Here is a 15896-nt window from a genome sequence, read left to right as displayed (position 1 = left end):
ATGGCGTCAGACAAATCCAAACTGGGTTTTTACCTGCTTCTGGCACCGCTGTTGCTATGGCTGGTAATGCTCATCATCTTGCCGCATGTCGGTCTGTTTGCTGTGTCGATCAGCGAAAAGGTGGGCATCCGGGAGTATGAAACAGGTTTCGGCAATTACGCGGTGTTCTTTAATGAACCGCTTTACTGGCGGACGTTTGCGCGGACAGCCTTTATGTCGATCCTGACGACGGTTCTGACCTTGCTGCTGGGATTTCCGATTGCCTATTACATCGCGAAATTGACGCGGGGCCGGACGAAAACGACCCTTTTTCTGATGTGTATGATCCCGTTTTGGGTGTCGGAACTGGTGCGCACCTATGGCTGGATGATCTTGCTGCGTGAAACAGGTGTTCTGTCGAACGCGCTCCAATATGCGGGTGTGATCAACGGCCCTGTCGAGTTCTTGTATAACGACGCGGCAATCATGGTGGGCCTTGTCTATACCTCCATCCTGTTCATGATTGTCCCTTTGGTCACAACCCTCGACAGTCTTGACGATAGCATGATTGAAGCGGGTTATGATTTGGGCGGAAACGGCCTGACGATTCTGCGTGAGATTGTAATCCCCCACGCCATGCCCGGCATCGTTTCAGGCTGCATCGTGGTCTTTATGCTGTCGCTGGGCAACTATCTGACCCCGATCCTGTTGGGCGGCAAGGATAGTCTCTGGTTTACGGGCATGATCTACAGCCAGTTTATCACCCGATTTAACTGGGAGCTTGGGTCCGCTTTCGGCTTTCTGCTGCTCGGCCTGTCCTCGGCTGTGGTCTATCTGGGGCTGAAGTTCTCCGGGCAGTCGCTGTCAAGCACGATGGGGCGCTAGGATGATTCCGACAATTCCACAAGCGCGGCTGATAAAATGGTCCTACAGGGCCTATGTGACGCTGTTCTTCGTGTATCTTGCACTGCCGCTGAGCGTGGTTTGCCTGTTTGCCTTTCACAACAGCGTCTTTCCTGCCCTGCCGTGGGAAGGCTTTACCACGGCGTGGTTTTTCGGCACTGATGCCCCTTTCATCGGGGTGTTTCACGAACGATCGATCCTGCGCGCCATTGGCACATCGGCCTTTGTGGCTGCATGGGTTGCGGGACTGTCCGTGGCAGTGGGGACCTGTAATGCGTTCCTGTTCGTGCGGCATGATTTTCGGGGCAAGGGGTTTCTTTATATCCTGATGCTCTTGCCGCTGATCATCCCCGGCGTGATTTTGGGTATATCAATTCTTGTTTTTGCCAGTTCGGTTGCCAACACGCTCGAAGATGCCACCGATCTGTGGTTTGACGGTCTGCGGCCGGGCTTGATCCTTGTGATACTTGGTCAGTTTTCCTTTATCACGACATTCACGACGCTGGTCATATCGGCGCGGTTGCAGAAATTCGATCTGAGCCTTGAGGAAGCGGCATTAAATCTTGGTGCCACGAAATGGGGCGCAGTGCGTCAGATCACCCTGCCCTTCCTGATGCCTGCGATTGTCGGCGCGGGTGTCGTGGCGATACTGATGAGCTTTGAGAATTTCAACACAACCCTAATGCTGGTGGGATCAGATTCGCCTCTGACCATCACGATGTTTGATAAACTCAAACAAGGCTCGACACCGGTGTTGAACGCGGTGTCGCTATTGCTGATCATCATCTCGGCCTTGCTGGGACTGCTTTCGCTGTTGTTTCAACGCTCAAAAGGCTGAAGCCTTACGAAGACATCTGCAAGATATGGACGTAAGAGCCATCGATTCATCCTAAAACCGATCAAATAAATGTCGGGACTGAAGACCAAAGGAATGACCAGAGATATAGCTAGAATTTGGTGATGGCCCCTGAGGGGCGGCATATCATGGCGGTGTTCAAGACGCCGTCAATTCTCATAGAGAAAGGGATATGCCACATGACGAAGGCTATCATCACGACTCTGCCTAAACCACATGGATTTTCACCTGATCCTTTGACAGACATTCTGCGCGCTGGGGCGCGTGAGCTGATCCAGCAAGCGGTTGAAGCAGAACTTTCAGTGTTACTGGAAACACATTCTGGGGACCGAACCGAGGATGGTCGGGCTCGGCTGGTGCGCCACAGTCACCTGCCTGAAGGCGATGTAATCACCGGGATCGGTGCGGTGCCGGTTAAGGTGCCGCGCGTGCGGGATCGGGCTGATAGCGCTGAGAAAATCCGCTTCACGTCAACGATCCTGTCGCCCTATCCGCGCAAAGCCAAATCCATCCAAGAACTGCTGTCCTGGCTGTTTCTCAAAGGTATTCCCACCGGCGACTTTCACGAAGCATTACCGCACTTTTGGGCCCAATGCAGCGTGGCTGTCCTTGACCACGATATCGCGGCTCAAAGCTGATTGGTGGGACGAGTATGACCGCTGGCAGCGCTGTGACCCCAGCACGCGCCGGTTCGTCTACATCTGGGCCAATGGTGTCTACTTCCGCCCCCAAATAGCTGATGAAAAACAATGCGTTATGGTGCTGATAGGTGCTGATGAGTGGGGTCGCAAGGAGATCATAGACCTTTCTGATGGCTATCGCGAAAGTATGTATGCGGTGTGTGGCACCCACCTTTTGATAGCCGAGCGAATTTGAGGTTCACGGCGTGAACAATGGCAAGGAGTGAGTTTCTCAGAGGTCTGGTTGTACGGATATCACGTACGAGTGGACGGCGGTGGCCGGATGAGGTGAAGGAGCGGAGTGTTGCGGAGATTCCGGAGCCGGGCGCGACGGTGAACGGTGTCGCACGCAAGTACGGACTGCTGCCACATCTTGTGCGGCGTGCCGCTCGAGGTGCCGTCGCCCACATCCTCGACTGGTGGCATATCTTGATGCGGGTCGAGCATATCAAGATTGCCGTGCGAGGGATTATGCAAGCGAACGAATTTGCAGGGTTGCAACAACCTTTGGGCGACTAGCGGAAACGCTATGCTGGTACCTTTGGCATGGCAAGGTCATGACAGCGGCGCCAATCCTCAAGGTTCTTGAGATCGACTGCGATCGTTTGCGCCCTGAAACCAGAGGCGTGCGAGAAGCGGTCAGACGGGTCAAAGTGCGTACTCCTGCCTTTCCAACAACTTCGACGCGCTCGTAAACGACGGTCGCCGATGTCGAAACGGACTCGCAGTCGCGTCATCCAGCGCAGAAGGCTGCGTCGACGACATCGGCAACATGCGATGGTCTCCGCAAGTCGCGCATCGTGTCGCTGTCACAAGGGCCGCAGTTCTTGACGGCAGACTTTCCGTCTCGCACCTCGCCGCTTGACTACCAAGCTTGACCCACTCCCGATCAATGAACCAGCAACCTCAGGACCGCTAGAGTGACAACACCCAGCCACGGAAAGGCCGAATTAACCTCATTTAATAAGCAAGTCGGAAGTAATCGATTTCGATATTGTCTTCCATTCCGCCAAGGCAAAGTCCCATGTTCATGTTGGATGTTCCGCTAATCTCACCACCGGCTATGAGTGACGCGCCTTGAACACCGTCTGCGTTGGCGGCAAAATAAATGTCGCCTTTCGCCATAAGCTGGGACCCATAGATTTGAAGGTCGGCAGGAAAGCGCATTCCACCGACTGTGATCAGTTGCGCACCTCCGCCGTCACCACAATTGTCATTCCGACCGACCCTCAGACCGGCAGGGGCGTTGATAGAGTCTGCTGATGTGGACTTAGAAATTACGCGGGAATCCTCAAGAACGCTGCCAGCCGTGAACTTGATCTCGCAAGGTGAGATAACGACCACTTCCCGCAGGGGCTCAGTTGCATCAATTGTGAGGGTGTTTCCGGCCTGGCAGTCGATCTTGTGAACCCGACCACGGCCAGTGTCAGACTCCAAGGCATATATTTCAGCCGTTGTGATCGTACGCACCCGAGATGAGATTACCGTAGGATTGGTGATGTAATCAGGCAATTCCTCGGTATCTGCAGGGTAATCCGTCGCTTCGGGGTTTTCGTAACGGTAGATCATATTGTCAATCCGAGACAAGATCCGGATGTTCATCGTCGCCGCGCGAAGCGCCGCTTCCAAACCTTCGTTTGTTTCAAAACCTGACTTCGGCAGATCCAAAGCGTCCAGATCAGGCATCGAAACGATCGTACCAGCCTCGAACGTGTTATTGCTGTTCAGTGAAACCAGTGTGTTTGAATGGATGCAAAAGCCTTGTGTGAACGAGTTATTTGATTGGATATCGACCATCCCTTGCGCGATGAAACCTTCTCTGAGGCAGCCGGGCCGATAGGTCGTATAGATCGCATCTGTGCTCACATCAAAAGATGAATAGCCAACGAGCTTGAACAGATAGGTGGCGACCGGGTTTTGGTTCTCTGAGAGAAAACTAGTACGCACCCTTACGGCAGTAGTCGAGTCATCGTCGACCGTGAAACTTCCGCTGGCACTGTCGTATGAACCAAATTTTATGTTTTCGATCCGCAGAGCTTTGCCGTATTTCTCGGTTGGCAAAGTCTTGTTCACCAAATCAATCGCAAGTTGCTTGGATGAAACTGGATCCATGTTGCTACGGTTATACAACGCCGCGTGCGCGGCTTGGTCCGCCGCGATTTGCAGATGCGTCCGTGCGGCGTATACACTGCTGACATCCAACCCGATTGCGCCGACTGCGGCAAAACCAACAAACATTACGAGCCCAAATGCGCTCACGCTGCCGCTCTCATCACGGTGAAAACGGCTCAGTGGTGCGCGTATCTTTGCAAGAGTATCAAAACCCATTTTATTGCTCCAAGAAATGCTGTGCGGTAATCACCACGTCAATACTGTTGATACCCGGAATGCTTCCTACCACCATCAGATCGGTTGTGGGCATTGTTGCAGTACTCGTTACGATCCCGTTGGCAGCGGTCGTCGTTACAGTTGCGTTTTCCGAAATTGGCTGGAGTGAAGCACTGATGAAACTACGGGTAGTGTCCTCATCATCCAACTGACCTACAGAAAACGCCCGATTGCCATCCTGAATAACCCTAAGAGCCTGTGCCTTGCCCAAATAAATTGATGACACATCAGCCACCAGGATCAGGATGAACATAAACAACGGAAACCAGAAAAGTGACTCAATTGAAGCTGAGCCGCTTTCTTCGTCTTTAAATTTGTTCACTGACAAAATGTTTTTCTGTATCAAGATCATTTCCGCCATTTAGCTCAGGTTGGCCTCCAGAAGGCTATGAATCTGAGGCAGGAATGTGGCCGATTATGGCTATTAATCAGGTTTCCCTTCAAACTTTCTGGAAAATTCACTCAATGTGAACGGTAGATGAACGGTATCTAAACAGGGCATGAACACGGTGACGCAGCATAGCAATGCAGGGAGCGTGAGAACCAGTGAATCGCAATAGCATGATCGCTGATTCGGCCGGGATTTAAGCTGGCCCACTGTCTGACGTCAGCGCTTATGGGACCAAATAGGTTCATCGGTGTGTCACTTTGACGGGCCTGAGTGTGCTGGTTCCTTGATCCGGGCGTAGGCGGTGTCGATGCAGACACAGAAGATCAGCGACAAACGCCACCGGTTTCCTTTCTCCCCAGATCATCGCTCATGTTGTTTAGGTTTACGTCCGATCTAAACTGAGCTTGCGCGAAGCTGAGGAGTTGATGCTCGAACGTGGCGTGGGCGTTTCGTACGAGTCGATCCGACGCTGCAACGTCAAGTTCGGACCCCTGATCGCCCACATTCTACGGCGAAGGCAGCCGCGCCTCGGCGTTGTCTGGCATCTGGACAAGGTCGTCGTAAAGATCGCGGGCCGGTCATACTGGTTCTGGCGTGCGGTCCGTGCTTTCAAATGATCGGCCACTTCGGCCAGTATGCCTGCCCCACAGATTAAGCGTCGCGTGATCAGCTTTTGGATGGTGCGCGCCTTTGAAACTGGCCAATTTCACGACCATGATAATGCGTTATGGAAGCATGGCACCTGCACCAAGAAACAACCGACCGCAACTGGGCCCAAAGAATTTGCGGCACTACCCGGATTGCAGCGAATGGCCAAGACGGGAGAACTGATAGCCAGACAGACCTTCGTCCAACCCAACCATCGCCTTCATCAGACGCTTTCCTGTACCATGCGCGAATTGCGTCTCATGCTCAGTCAGGAATGCGTATGCCTCTTGCTTACCCTCCTTCTTCTGGATGAACGCCACTTTTTTATGTTTGGCCCCAGCCGGATTTCACAAGATGCGTAGGCGGATTATTAGCCTGACGTAAGCGGTGACTCAGCCGTTGTAGCCCCATGGCCCGCCGCGACCACGACCTTGGGAATTGAACATTCGACCGGCAGCACCCGAGGATGGTCCGCCCCGTGACGCCATTTGGCGCAGTGCGGCCACGCGGTTCTCGGTCGCGGGATGGGTCGCAAAGAGATTATCGCGTTTGTACGCGTGCAGGGGGTTGATAATAAACATATGCGCCGTCGCCGGGTTGCGTTCGGCGGCGTCATTGTCAATCCGGGCAGCACCTACCGCAATCTTTTCCAGTGCCGAAGCCAGCCAAACCGGCTGGCCGCAAATCTCGGCTCCCGCCTTATCGGCGGCATATTCCCGCGTTCGGCTGATCGCCATCTGCACCAAGGCCGCCGCCATCGGCGCAAGAAACATCATCAGGAGTGTGCCGATAAACCCGAGCCGTTCCCGAGAGCCGCCAAAGAAAAGCGCGAAGTTGGCCAGCATTGAAATGGCACCGGCGAAGGTTGCCGTGACGGTCATGATCGCGGTGTCATGGTTTCGGATGTGAGCTAATTCATGGGCGATCACACCGGCCAGTTCCTCGCGCGTCAGGTTGCGCATCAGGCCTGTTGTAACGGCCACCGCCGCGTTCGCCGGGTTGCGGCCAGTGGCAAAGGCATTGGGTTGTGGCGTGTCGATCAGGTAAACTTTGGGCGTGGGCAGATTTGCGTTTCTCGCAAGCTCTGCGGTCAACGCATGAAGGCCCATCCGGTCGCCGCGTATCACCGGCTGTGCGTTGTGCATACGCAGGATCATGCGGTCCGAATTCCACCAGGTAAAGGCGTTCATTGCCGCAGCGACGACAAGCGCAATCACCGCACCGCCGGACCCGCCGATCAGGTACCCTACGCCCATGAAAAGCGCGGTCATCGCTGCCATTAGCATTGCTGTCTTCACATAACCCATATTGCCCATCCAAGCGTCGAACTGAGGTTGAGAGTGAAATATGGGGAGGGTTACAACCTGTGCAAGTGTGGACGCCCAGCGCGTTGCCAAATCAGGCCGCGAAATCGGCGTAACCTCGATGGCTGGAACGGGCCGCAAGCCGCTATTTACCCTGTCGTTTTGAAGAGCGCGGCAATTCCGCCATACATGCCATTATGATGGCGCTTGTGCACAATCAAACCAGCCGTAATCATGGCCGATTCTGTAAATCGCACCTTCTATCAAAACGGGTGTTCCAAGGTTTTCATTGTAATTTTGGGGTGCCACCGGACCAAGCACATAATTTTTGGTCAACCAGCGTGCGTCTGATCCTTGCAACCGTGATTCCATGACCATCTGTTCCCCTCAATTGTTTACGTCGTCTTTACCAAGATCGACCAAGATAGGGCCCGGGGGATACAGGAACATAGCATGCACAAGAATCCCAGACGGAACCAAACACAAAGACTTCGTCAGCTTATCGAAAGCCTGCCGATTTCTTTGACGCGAGATCATTCAGACCCAGACGAAAGAATGATTGGCTGGCAGGTGGATCGCCAAACTGCCATCCGCGAACCCGACAACCATTGCGCGAAACTTCTTGCCGTTATGGGGGAATTGAAACGTGATGGTAAAAATGCTTTTCGTGAGCGGACCGATGGCGCACTTCGTGCGCGGGCCAGATTGAGCACCGCCATAGAAGACCTGTATTACGGTCAAGACGATGCCGAAGGCGCATGGCGCTTTGAACGGCTGAAAACCGGGATTTTGTTGTATTTTGCGCAGACGGACGACCATGCAGATTACATCGCGCAACATCAACCCCCAGAGGAGGCGGCAACAGGGCAAAATGATGCCTTGAAAGAGCTTGATGAACTGGAAAGGCAAGCAGATCAAATCCTGCGGACCTTGGCACTTGGGCAGTTCAGCAATGATTTGCATGATATTTTCTTGCTGTCTGCGGCCGGGGAACTGAACCATGAAACGCCACTTCATCGGCTTGTTGCAGAACAGACCGACTTGCCGCACGTGATACGGATGGCCTTGATGACACCTGCGGAACAACGCGACATCGCGCAACGCGATGCGATTGCGCATGTTGAACAATTGCTCCGCACGGCCCATGAGGAACGGGAAGCTGCGGCGAACGTCATCGCCGCATTGCAGGACGCTTCCCGCACTTTATCGGATGAAATCTCTCGGCTTGGAGGCGCAATACAAACAGCAACAAAAAAAGAACGCGTGCGCCTGGAACGGCACACAAGACAAGCGCGGTTGGCATGGGTCGACACCCAAAAACAGATTGCCAGCCTGACAGAGCGGCTTGCTGATCGGAATAATTGGCACGAAGAAAACCTGCCCGTGTTACGCGAGAAACTGAACGTCCTTTGTGCCGAACGACCTGATCTTGCCGCATCACGCGAATTCGACCGCGTGAACGGTCTTCGGCGCGCCATGTAGGGTCTTTGTTGTGATGCGTTGGTCCGAGCCGAACGCCAGACCTCCGAAAAGGCCCGCAATGCACTCCGACAGGGCGCGCAAATTTAAAAAGGCCTTGTCCGGCGTTTGGGTCACATGGTCCTTTATTTTCATCCCATTTTGACACGCCTTGCGATGACATGAACTGCCGGGCGTTGCCTGCGGGTTTGCCTACAGCGTTTCGCGAAAAACCTGATCCACTGCTTTTCGGCAAACGCCGTGTAACGTTCATATGTTGTGGCCGTTTCGCCTTTATCCGATGCCTCAGGTCAAAGGCGAAACGCTTTACGGCTCCGCCCGTTCGCGCCTGAAAATGTCCGCCGGACATTTTTGTTGTTCCGGCACAAACTCCCGCTGATCCGCTGCCCGACATCCGGTATGAAACATACAGTTGCTAGCTGATGCCTCAGGTCATAGCCGAAATACTGCAACCTGAATTTTTCACAACATAACCTATTTTCGCTCGTAGCTACTCTTGAAAAAGATCAGCCTACACTGCTCTGCAACCCGCGCGATCTGGACCAAATAAAAGACCAGCCAAGCGCCGACCCCCGTAACAAGCGTGGCGTTCCCTGATTTGTAGATTCTCTTCATTGCCTTGAACGATGGAAACAGCCGATCAAGGTGCGGGATGATGATGTTTTTCTTTTCCTGCCGCTTTTGCAGGATACCCGCCCCGGTCATGCGCCGCGCTTTGCGGATCACTTCGCCAAGGTTCTGCCGCGCCGGATGGTTGATGCGCGCATCTTCGGCGTAGACAAGCTTTGCCCCACCGGATGTTGCGCGTTTCGTGAAATCAATGTCGCCGCCCGAAAAGCGGGTTTCATCAAACAGGCCGAATCTGTCGAAAACATCGCGTCGCACGAAAAGATTGGCCGTTGCTGCGCCGCCTTTGCGCGCAAAATTCTGTTGTTGCAGGTTAAATATGCTGTCGTAGGTTTCGACAATGTTCGGCGCAGACCCTTGCCAGATGAACCGGACACCCCCCGCGACAAGGTCAACATCGGGGTTATTGTCAAATTCCTTGACCCCTTCTGAAAGCCAACTGTGATCGGGGATGCAGTCCGCGTCCGTAAAGGCCAGTATGTCCCCTTTCGATACCGCGACCGCAGCATTGCGTGCCGCATATGACCCCGGAGTAGCAACGTGGATCACCACAACATTTGACGGGCAGACCAGACCCGATGGGGTATCGGGCTTCTTGTTGTTGTTGGCAACGATGATTTCAAAATCGCCAACCGGAAAATCCTGTTTTTCCAATGCTGACAGGCAATGGGCGAGCCTGTCCCAATCTGCATAGGTGGGGATAATGACACTGACCCGCAGATGTTGCATTCTTTATCCCCAATCACCCAAAGCACGCGGCAGTCAAACCCGCTTTGTCAAAAACCGCAACGCCGCATATTGCATCAAGAGCCGGCGTCGGATCGGTCGGTTTGAAGCCTTCATGACCGCCTCCCATGCCTGATCATGATTGCCAGACCTGATCGCGTGCTTGACGTAGCGAGAATAGACAAAATGCGCAATCTGGGGATCTTGCCGCAGAACGTCCGCGTTGCGCTTTGCGATGTTTTCAAAAGCGGCCGCACGTTCTGCACTTTTTGTCCGCTTTGTCACACTCGCCAGTTCTCCGCTGCCTTTGCCTTCGCTCTGGTGAATGAACACACCGGGCACTGCCGCATACCAACCGGCATATTGCGATGCATGAAGCCTGATCGCGTAATCCGTGTCAGAGTTTGTTTTCAGGTCTTCGGACATCGGGCCAACGTCTTGATAGGCATCGCGCGTCAGCCAGAACCCCGCGCTGAACGGAAATGTCTTTTCTGAAAACCTCGCAGATGCCCCGATCAACCCGTTATCCAGCTTCCGCTTTTCATCCTTGACGGACCGTTGTCCCGCTGCGTCGGTTATGACGAAAGTCCGCGCACAAAACCCGAAACCTGCGGACGGGAAGCCCTGTTCGAGGATTTGCTTGCAATAATCTGGCTTGATTTCATCATCATCATCGAGAAAAAACAGCACAGCGCCCTGCGCGGTCTTTGCACCCATGTTGCGCGCCGGAGAGCCGCCGCCGCCGGATTGTGTTTCTTTTCGGATGATCCGTACAGGCTCTGCCTTCAGATATGAAAGCACGTCAGACGCGGGCTGTTCGCTGGCATCATCGACAACCACGATTTCGCTGTCGCCCGGCAACGCTTCCAGTGCCGAAGTGACGGCGCGCTTAAGGCCAGCTGGCCTGTTGCTGGTCGGTATAATGATGGAACTGCGCATCATTCCTGATCCTTCTTGCGGCAAGATCTCATGTCATTCACAGGACGAAAGGCAGGTCCGACACGCGACAACGCTGACGCCGTGGATATACCTGAAGGATCTGACAGATCAAGCGGATGCACCTGCGTGCCCTTTGGGAAACTCAATCGTTGAAAGCAGCCAGAGCTGCCGTGATATCCATTGCTGCCGCACCTTTGATGGAAACTCTTGACCTTGTCACCTAGCATGTTCCTTGTTACCGACCCATGTACCATCGGTGCATCTTGATTAGCGAGACGTCATAACTTGGCCAAATCGACGAAACCTAAAAAGCCTGCCGGCCCATCGGGCCAGGAAACCATTGCCATTGCAAGGAAAATTCTAGGCGAGGCGCTGCCTCCGCGATGGAAACTCTATGTGTTTTCACTCTTTTGCATGGTCGGTGTGGCCGTCTTTACAGCTGGACTGGCATATTCGACAAGACTGATCGTCAATGAAGTGTTCGTCGCAAACGATGCGTCGGCGGCCATTGGCGTTGCACTTTTGGTGGTCGGCGTCACACTCGGCAAAAGCACATTCGACTACCTGAACTCGGTCATATCCGTGATGTTCATGCGGTCCGTATCCGCCAACTATCAAAAACGCGTCTTTCGCAGCATCATGGCCAAGGACGTGAGGCACTTCGGGGACCAGCATGCCGCGAACCAAATGGCGCAGGTGCGCTTGTTCGGAGAGGCCTGTGGGACAACCGTGATCGGGATCAGCAACAAACTACTCACCAATATGCTGACCGTCATTGCGCTGGTCATTGTGATGATCATCCAGGACCCGCTGATGACATTGGCCACTGCCTTTCTGTTTCCGCTGATCTTCCTTCTGGTTTCAACGCTGTCACGCCGCATCCGTGAAGCGGCCAACGCCGAAACGGAACTGACCGGTGCCTTCTTTGCAATCGGTGCCGAAGCATTTCAGGGCATCAAGACGGTCAAAAGCTATCAGCTTGAGGAAAAGTCGATCAACCGGTTTGAAGAAGCCGTCGATATGCTGCAAGAGCGCTTGCTTGGATTCGCCCGCATCACGGCGGCCACACTGCCCCTGATGGAGATACTTGGCGGCATCGTGTTGGGCCTTTTTGTTGTCTACGCCGCTTGGCAAACGATCACCCAAGGCCAGACTCCCGGTGAATTCACGGCCTTTATCACAGCTTTCCTGATGGCCTACCAACCGGCTGAACGCGTGTCGAAAAGCTGGGTTGAATTGCAAAAGTCACTGGTCCACGTCGGGCGCATGTATAAGCTATTCGAAGCCCCGATCATTCAACCGTCCAGCGGGACGCAAAGCCTTTCAGCCGTATCGCCCAGCATCCGCTTCGATGACGTAAGTTTCCGCTACGGCGAAGATAGTGCTGCGCTGGCCAATGTGTCATTCGACATTTCAGCTGGCGAGCGTGTGGCCGTCGTCGGTCGTTCCGGCGCCGGCAAAAGTACCCTGATTGATTTAGTACTGGGTTTCTACGCCCCGACAAACGGCCATGTGCTGATCGGTGGTGTGGATCTGAGCGAAGCAACCGAAGAGTCAGTGCGCAGGTCAATTTCGCTTATCAGTCAGGACGTTTTTCTATTCGACGGGACAATTCGCGAAAACATCCGCGATGGTAATCCAGACGCCACCGACGAACAGATCGAAGAGGCCGCGCGCCGGGCCCAGTTGGAAAGCGTGTTCACGGCACTGCCGGATGGCATAGAAACCAAGGTCGGCCCCAATGGCGCCAATCTGTCAGGTGGCCAGAAACAACGCGTCGGCATCGCGCGCGCGCTGGCAAAGAACGCATTGATTTATGTATTTGATGAAGCAACAAGCGCGCTTGATGTGGAAAACGAACGGCTGATCATGCAGACAGTTGTTCAAGAACTCAAGGGTTCCACGGTTCTGTTCGTAACCCACCGGCCATCAACACTGAACTATGTCGACCGGGTGCTTATGCTGGATGGCGGCAGACTCGTCGCTTTTGACGATCATGACACGCTGGAGCGTGAGAACGATCATTATCAGACACTCTTTGATCTGGCGATGAAAGAAGAAGAATAGCCGCCGCGACGCAGGCCAAGTGCGCATAGCACAGATAATCGCAAATCACGTATCCCCATTCGCAGTCCCGTGAGGGGTGCCTTTACAAAATTGGCATGCCTTCGGCATGACGCATTGATCAGATCAAACTGTGTTGCAACTAGCGCGGGCTGCGTTTTGCCAGAATGCGCTGCAGGGTCCGCCGATGCATGGACAAGCGGCGTGCAGTTTCGGAAACATTCCGATCGCACAACTCATAAACGCGCTGAATATGTTCCCAGCGCACGCGGTCCGCGCTCATGGGGTTTTCAGGGGGCGGCGGCAAGCCGTCCGTCCGCGCCAAAAGTGCATTTGTGACATCCAGCGCATCTGCCGGTTTGGCCAGATAATCAGTCGCCCCGATCTTGACGGCAGCAACAGCTGTCGCAATCGCACCGTATCCTGTCAGAACAACGATACGGCTTTCAGGGCGACGCTCGCGCAGCACTTCGACAACATCAAGGCCATTGCCATCCTCAAGCCGCAGATCGACCACGGCATAGGCAGGGGGGCGACCGGTCGCGATGGCCTTACCCGCAGCAACAGAACCGGCCATTTCGACGTTGAAACCCCGTTTTTCCATCGCCTTTGCGAGACGACGCAGAAACGCTTCATCGTCATCGACCAAAAGCAGGCTCTTGTCTTCGCCCAGATCCAATATTTCCATATTCATCGCGCGCCCTTTGGTAGTGCACACGTGAGGTAGCTCTTAGTCCTGAGCCGTCAACTCTGCTATTATCTGCAAAATTGCGCCTTGGTCTTCTTTGGCGTGGCCTTAGGATCAGGACGCATTGATATGACAGGCCGTAATCTCCGCCATTTCCTCGGCGGGCGTGGGTTGCCTGAAGAATTCGACGAACCCTTTGTCCGGAAGCATCAAATAGGTGAACGTGGAATGCTGCATCAAATAATATTCGGGGTCGTCGTCAGCCTTGTTGTAATAGGTCTTGTAGGCCTGTGACGCTGCGGCGATCTGCTCTTCGGACCCGGTGAGCCCGATCATTTTGGGGTGGAAATTGTCGGTATACTCACGCACGACTTCGACGGTATCCCGCACAGGGTCGATTGTAATAAAGACAGGCGTGACACTCATGCCTTGCTCGGCCAATATATCCACCGCCGCCGCATTGCGCGCAGCATCCAGCGGACACACATCAGGGCAAAAGGTATATCCGAAGTAAACCAACGTTGGTTCTGTAATCACGTCCGCGTCAGTGACGGTCACGCCATCCTCATTCACCAGTTCAAACGGACCGCCAATATCGCCGCCCGCAACGGCAGTGGTCCCACAGGGCGATTCAGCCTCGCGCTGCGTTATCCAGACGGTCACGCCAAGAACCGCCAGAGTCGATAAACCTGCTACGATTGCAATTATCTTGGACATGTTGTTCCCTCAAAGGCGCTTAGGTCGCATTGATCCTCTATGCCCCGCGACGTAACGATCGTCCAGCCCGCCGCATCACCAAAGAGATAACATGTCCGTTTCCGAATTCGAGATGTTCCAAGACCAGCAACGCAGCAATTGGGTCAGATTGCGCACGCTGGTCACGTTGCGGTGGTTTGCAGCTGCCGGACAGGCCATCGCCATCTTTGTGGCCACCAGGATTTATGGCCTCCAGCTTGAGGTCGGATATGCCGCGTTAGTTATCGGTGTCTCGGTCATCGCCAATCTGGTGTCCAGCGTGACCTACCCCGAAAACAAGCGTCTGTCCGAACATGAAACATGGCTTTGGCTTGTGTTTGACATCATTCAGCTCAGCCTGCTTCTTTTTCTTGCGGGCGGTTTGAATAACCCATTCGCGATGCTGGTCCTGGCGCCTATCACCATTGCAGCAACTGTGCTGCAACTGCGCAATACCATTCTGCTGGGCCTGATCACCATCGCGCTGATTACGCTGATCAGCCAATATAGTCTGCCCATTACAACCACCAGCGGCACTGTGCTGGCGCTGCCAGTGTTGTTTCAGTTTGGTTTCTGGGTGGCTTTGGTGGTTGGTGTGGTTTTTCTGGCCATCTATGCCCGGCAGGTGACAAATGAAATGCACATGATGGGCGAAGCCCTGCTTGCAACACAGCTTGCATTGGCCCGCGAGCAAAAGCTGACCGACCTTGGCGGCGTTGTTGCGGCTGCGGCCCACGAGCTTGGCACACCATTGGCCACGATCAAGCTGGTTGGCAGTGAACTGATGGAAGAGCTCGAAGAGTGGCCGGAATTGCGGGAAGATGCGATGCTGATCCGTGATCAGGCAAACCGTTGCCGCGATATCCTGCATTCCATGGGACGGGCGGGAAAAGATGACCTGCATCTGCGCCATGCGCCCCTTGAAACGGTGGTGAAAGAAGCAGCCGAGCCACACCTCGACCGCGGCAGAATTGTCGAATTCGACATCAGCCCGGAGCAGGGGGCGGATCCTATCCAGCCCTCAATCGCCCGTCGCCCCGAAATTATTCATGGCCTGCGCAATCTGATCCAGAATGCTGTCGATTTTTCAAGAGAGCGGGTTCAGATCGATATCAACTGGTCGAAAACCGACATCACCGTGCGCATCGCTGACGACGGCCCCGGGTTTCCCCAATCCGTCATCGGTCGCATTGGCGAACCATACGTGCGCCGCCGCCGCACCAGCGAAGACAGATCACAACGCCCCGGCTATGAAGGGATGGGTCTGGGTCTGTTTATCGCAAAAACGCTGATCGAAAGGTCAGGTGCAAAAATCACCTTCGCCAACAGCCGCCGTCATGGTCATGCCAGCTGGACAGGTCAAGCCACAGGGGGCGCAATCGTGACCCTGCGCTGGTCTCAGGTGGCGCTTTCCGGAATCAATCAGACCGAGGCAGGTCCGCTTGGCGAAAATCTCCGGAATCTACCATAACTGCTTGGTTAATGGTCA

At 54.3% G+C, this 15896-nt stretch carries 13 protein-coding genes and 4 pseudogenes; 10 read left to right on the top strand and 7 right to left on the bottom strand.

What is annotated here, in order from left to right; genetic code table 11:
• The 5 genes and pseudogenes from C8N45_RS06250 to C8N45_RS23535 all read left to right on the top strand — a co-directional run.
• Complete coding sequence (locus tag C8N45_RS06250; RefSeq protein WP_108385378.1) at positions 1–864, top strand: ABC transporter permease; 864 nt, start codon at positions 1–3, stop codon at positions 862–864.
• 1 nt (position 865) lies between these two features.
• Positions 866–1720 carry an ABC transporter permease gene (locus C8N45_RS06245; RefSeq protein WP_108385377.1) on the top strand — a complete coding sequence of 285 codons (855 nt, stop codon included), beginning with the start codon at positions 866–868 and terminating at the stop codon, positions 1718–1720.
• Positions 1721–1917: 197 nt separating this feature from the next.
• Positions 1918–2566: pseudogene (locus C8N45_RS06240) on the top strand (transposase); the annotation flags it as partial.
• A 65-nt stretch (positions 2567–2631) separates the two neighbouring features.
• Positions 2632–2748 (top strand): annotated as a pseudogene (locus tag C8N45_RS24075) (hypothetical protein); the annotation flags it as partial.
• Between the two features lie 33 nt (positions 2749–2781).
• A pseudogene (locus tag C8N45_RS23535) lies at positions 2782–3283 on the top strand (ISKra4 family transposase); the annotation flags it as partial.
• Positions 3284–3378: 95 nt separating this feature from the next.
• Here C8N45_RS23535 and C8N45_RS06220 read toward each other — a convergent pair.
• Together C8N45_RS06220 and C8N45_RS06215 are read right to left on the bottom strand one after the other, a co-directional pair.
• Positions 3379–4746, bottom strand: coding sequence for a TadE/TadG family type IV pilus assembly protein (locus C8N45_RS06220; protein ID WP_108385374.1), 1368 nt, complete (start codon positions 4744–4746; stop codon positions 3379–3381).
• A 1-nt stretch (position 4747) separates the two neighbouring features.
• A complete protein-coding gene (locus C8N45_RS06215) occupies positions 4748–5167 on the bottom strand; it encodes a TadE/TadG family type IV pilus assembly protein (RefSeq protein WP_108385373.1) in 420 nt (139 codons plus the stop codon).
• 337 nt (positions 5168–5504) lie between these two features.
• Here C8N45_RS06215 and C8N45_RS24200 point away from each other — a divergent pair.
• Both C8N45_RS24200 and C8N45_RS06205 read left to right on the top strand, forming a co-directional pair.
• Positions 5505–5799, top strand: a pseudogene (locus tag C8N45_RS24200) (transposase family protein); the annotation flags it as partial.
• A gap of 60 nt (positions 5800–5859) precedes the next feature.
• Positions 5860–6207 carry a hypothetical protein gene (locus tag C8N45_RS06205; RefSeq protein ID WP_133175948.1) on the top strand — a complete coding sequence of 116 codons (348 nt, stop codon included), beginning with the start codon at positions 5860–5862 and terminating at the stop codon, positions 6205–6207.
• Between the two features lie 30 nt (positions 6208–6237).
• Here C8N45_RS06205 and htpX read toward each other — a convergent pair whose 3' ends face one another.
• Entirely contained in the window at positions 6238–7152 is a 915-nt protein-coding gene (htpX, locus tag C8N45_RS06200) for a zinc metalloprotease HtpX (RefSeq protein WP_108385751.1), read from the bottom strand.
• 552 nt (positions 7153–7704) lie between these two features.
• On the opposite strand from htpX, the gene C8N45_RS06190 reads away from it, so the two are divergent.
• Entirely contained in the window at positions 7705–8631 is a 927-nt protein-coding gene (locus C8N45_RS06190; protein ID WP_108385370.1) for a hypothetical protein, read from the top strand.
• Between the two features lie 471 nt (positions 8632–9102).
• On the opposite strand, the gene C8N45_RS06185 is transcribed toward C8N45_RS06190, so the two are convergent.
• Together C8N45_RS06185 and C8N45_RS06180 are read right to left on the bottom strand one after the other, a co-directional pair.
• Entirely contained in the window at positions 9103–9984 is an 882-nt protein-coding gene (locus tag C8N45_RS06185; protein ID WP_108385369.1) for a glycosyltransferase family 2 protein, read from the bottom strand.
• Between the two features lie 33 nt (positions 9985–10017).
• The gene (locus C8N45_RS06180; protein ID WP_108385368.1) at positions 10018–10923 is read right to left on the bottom strand and encodes a glycosyltransferase family 2 protein; all 906 of its coding nucleotides are present in this window, start codon (positions 10921–10923) and stop codon (positions 10018–10020) included.
• Positions 10924–11316: 393 nt separating this feature from the next.
• Here C8N45_RS06180 and C8N45_RS06175 point away from each other — a divergent pair, with 393 nt between their 5' ends.
• Positions 11317–12987: an ABC transporter ATP-binding protein gene (locus C8N45_RS06175; RefSeq protein WP_133175947.1), complete on the top strand. Its 1671-nt coding sequence runs from the start codon at positions 11317–11319 to the stop codon at positions 12985–12987.
• Between the two features lie 139 nt (positions 12988–13126).
• Here C8N45_RS06175 and C8N45_RS06170 read toward each other — a convergent pair whose 3' ends face one another.
• Both C8N45_RS06170 and C8N45_RS06165 read right to left on the bottom strand, forming a co-directional pair.
• Positions 13127–13678 (bottom strand): ActR/PrrA/RegA family redox response regulator transcription factor, encoded by a 552-nt coding sequence (locus tag C8N45_RS06170; protein ID WP_108385366.1) that lies wholly within the window; start codon positions 13676–13678, stop codon positions 13127–13129.
• Between the two features lie 108 nt (positions 13679–13786).
• Complete coding sequence (locus C8N45_RS06165) at positions 13787–14389, bottom strand: SCO family protein (protein WP_108385365.1); 603 nt, start codon at positions 14387–14389, stop codon at positions 13787–13789.
• A gap of 91 nt (positions 14390–14480) precedes the next feature.
• Here C8N45_RS06165 and regB point away from each other — a divergent pair, with 91 nt between their 5' ends.
• Positions 14481–15878, top strand: coding sequence for a sensor histidine kinase RegB (gene regB, locus C8N45_RS06160; RefSeq protein WP_108385364.1), 1398 nt, complete (start codon positions 14481–14483; stop codon positions 15876–15878).
• The last annotated feature ends 18 nt before the right edge of the window (positions 15879–15896 follow it).

This window comes from Yoonia sediminilitoris (assembly GCF_003058085.1).
GTDB lineage: Bacteria > Pseudomonadota > Alphaproteobacteria > Rhodobacterales > Rhodobacteraceae > Yoonia > Yoonia sediminilitoris.
Note: the sequence above shows the minus strand (reverse complement) of the source record. Positions and strands in the feature narration are given on the sequence as shown.

Bases quoted from the DNA above. Each gene is read 5' to 3' on its own strand.
- C8N45_RS06250 (WP_108385378.1), top strand. From the start codon at position 1: ATGGCGTCAGACAAATCCAAACTGGGTTTTTACCTGCTTCTGGCACCG.
- C8N45_RS06245 (WP_108385377.1), top strand. From the start codon at position 866: ATGATTCCGACAATTCCACAAGCGCGGCTGATAAAATGGTCCTACAGG.
- C8N45_RS06220 (WP_108385374.1), bottom strand. From the start codon at position 4,746: ATGGGTTTTGATACTCTTGCAAAGATACGCGCACCACTGAGCCGTTTT.
- C8N45_RS06215 (WP_108385373.1), bottom strand. From the start codon at position 5,167: ATGGCGGAAATGATCTTGATACAGAAAAACATTTTGTCAGTGAACAAA.
- htpX (WP_108385751.1), bottom strand. From the start codon at position 7,152: ATGGGTTATGTGAAGACAGCAATGCTAATGGCAGCGATGACCGCGCTT.
- C8N45_RS06190 (WP_108385370.1), top strand. From the start codon at position 7,705: ATGATTGGCTGGCAGGTGGATCGCCAAACTGCCATCCGCGAACCCGAC.
- C8N45_RS06185 (WP_108385369.1), bottom strand. From the start codon at position 9,984: ATGCAACATCTGCGGGTCAGTGTCATTATCCCCACCTATGCAGATTGG.
- C8N45_RS06180 (WP_108385368.1), bottom strand. From the start codon at position 10,923: ATGATGCGCAGTTCCATCATTATACCGACCAGCAACAGGCCAGCTGGC.
- C8N45_RS06170 (WP_108385366.1), bottom strand. From the start codon at position 13,678: ATGAATATGGAAATATTGGATCTGGGCGAAGACAAGAGCCTGCTTTTG.
- C8N45_RS06165 (WP_108385365.1), bottom strand. From the start codon at position 14,389: ATGTCCAAGATAATTGCAATCGTAGCAGGTTTATCGACTCTGGCGGTT.
- regB (WP_108385364.1), top strand. From the start codon at position 14,481: ATGTCCGTTTCCGAATTCGAGATGTTCCAAGACCAGCAACGCAGCAAT.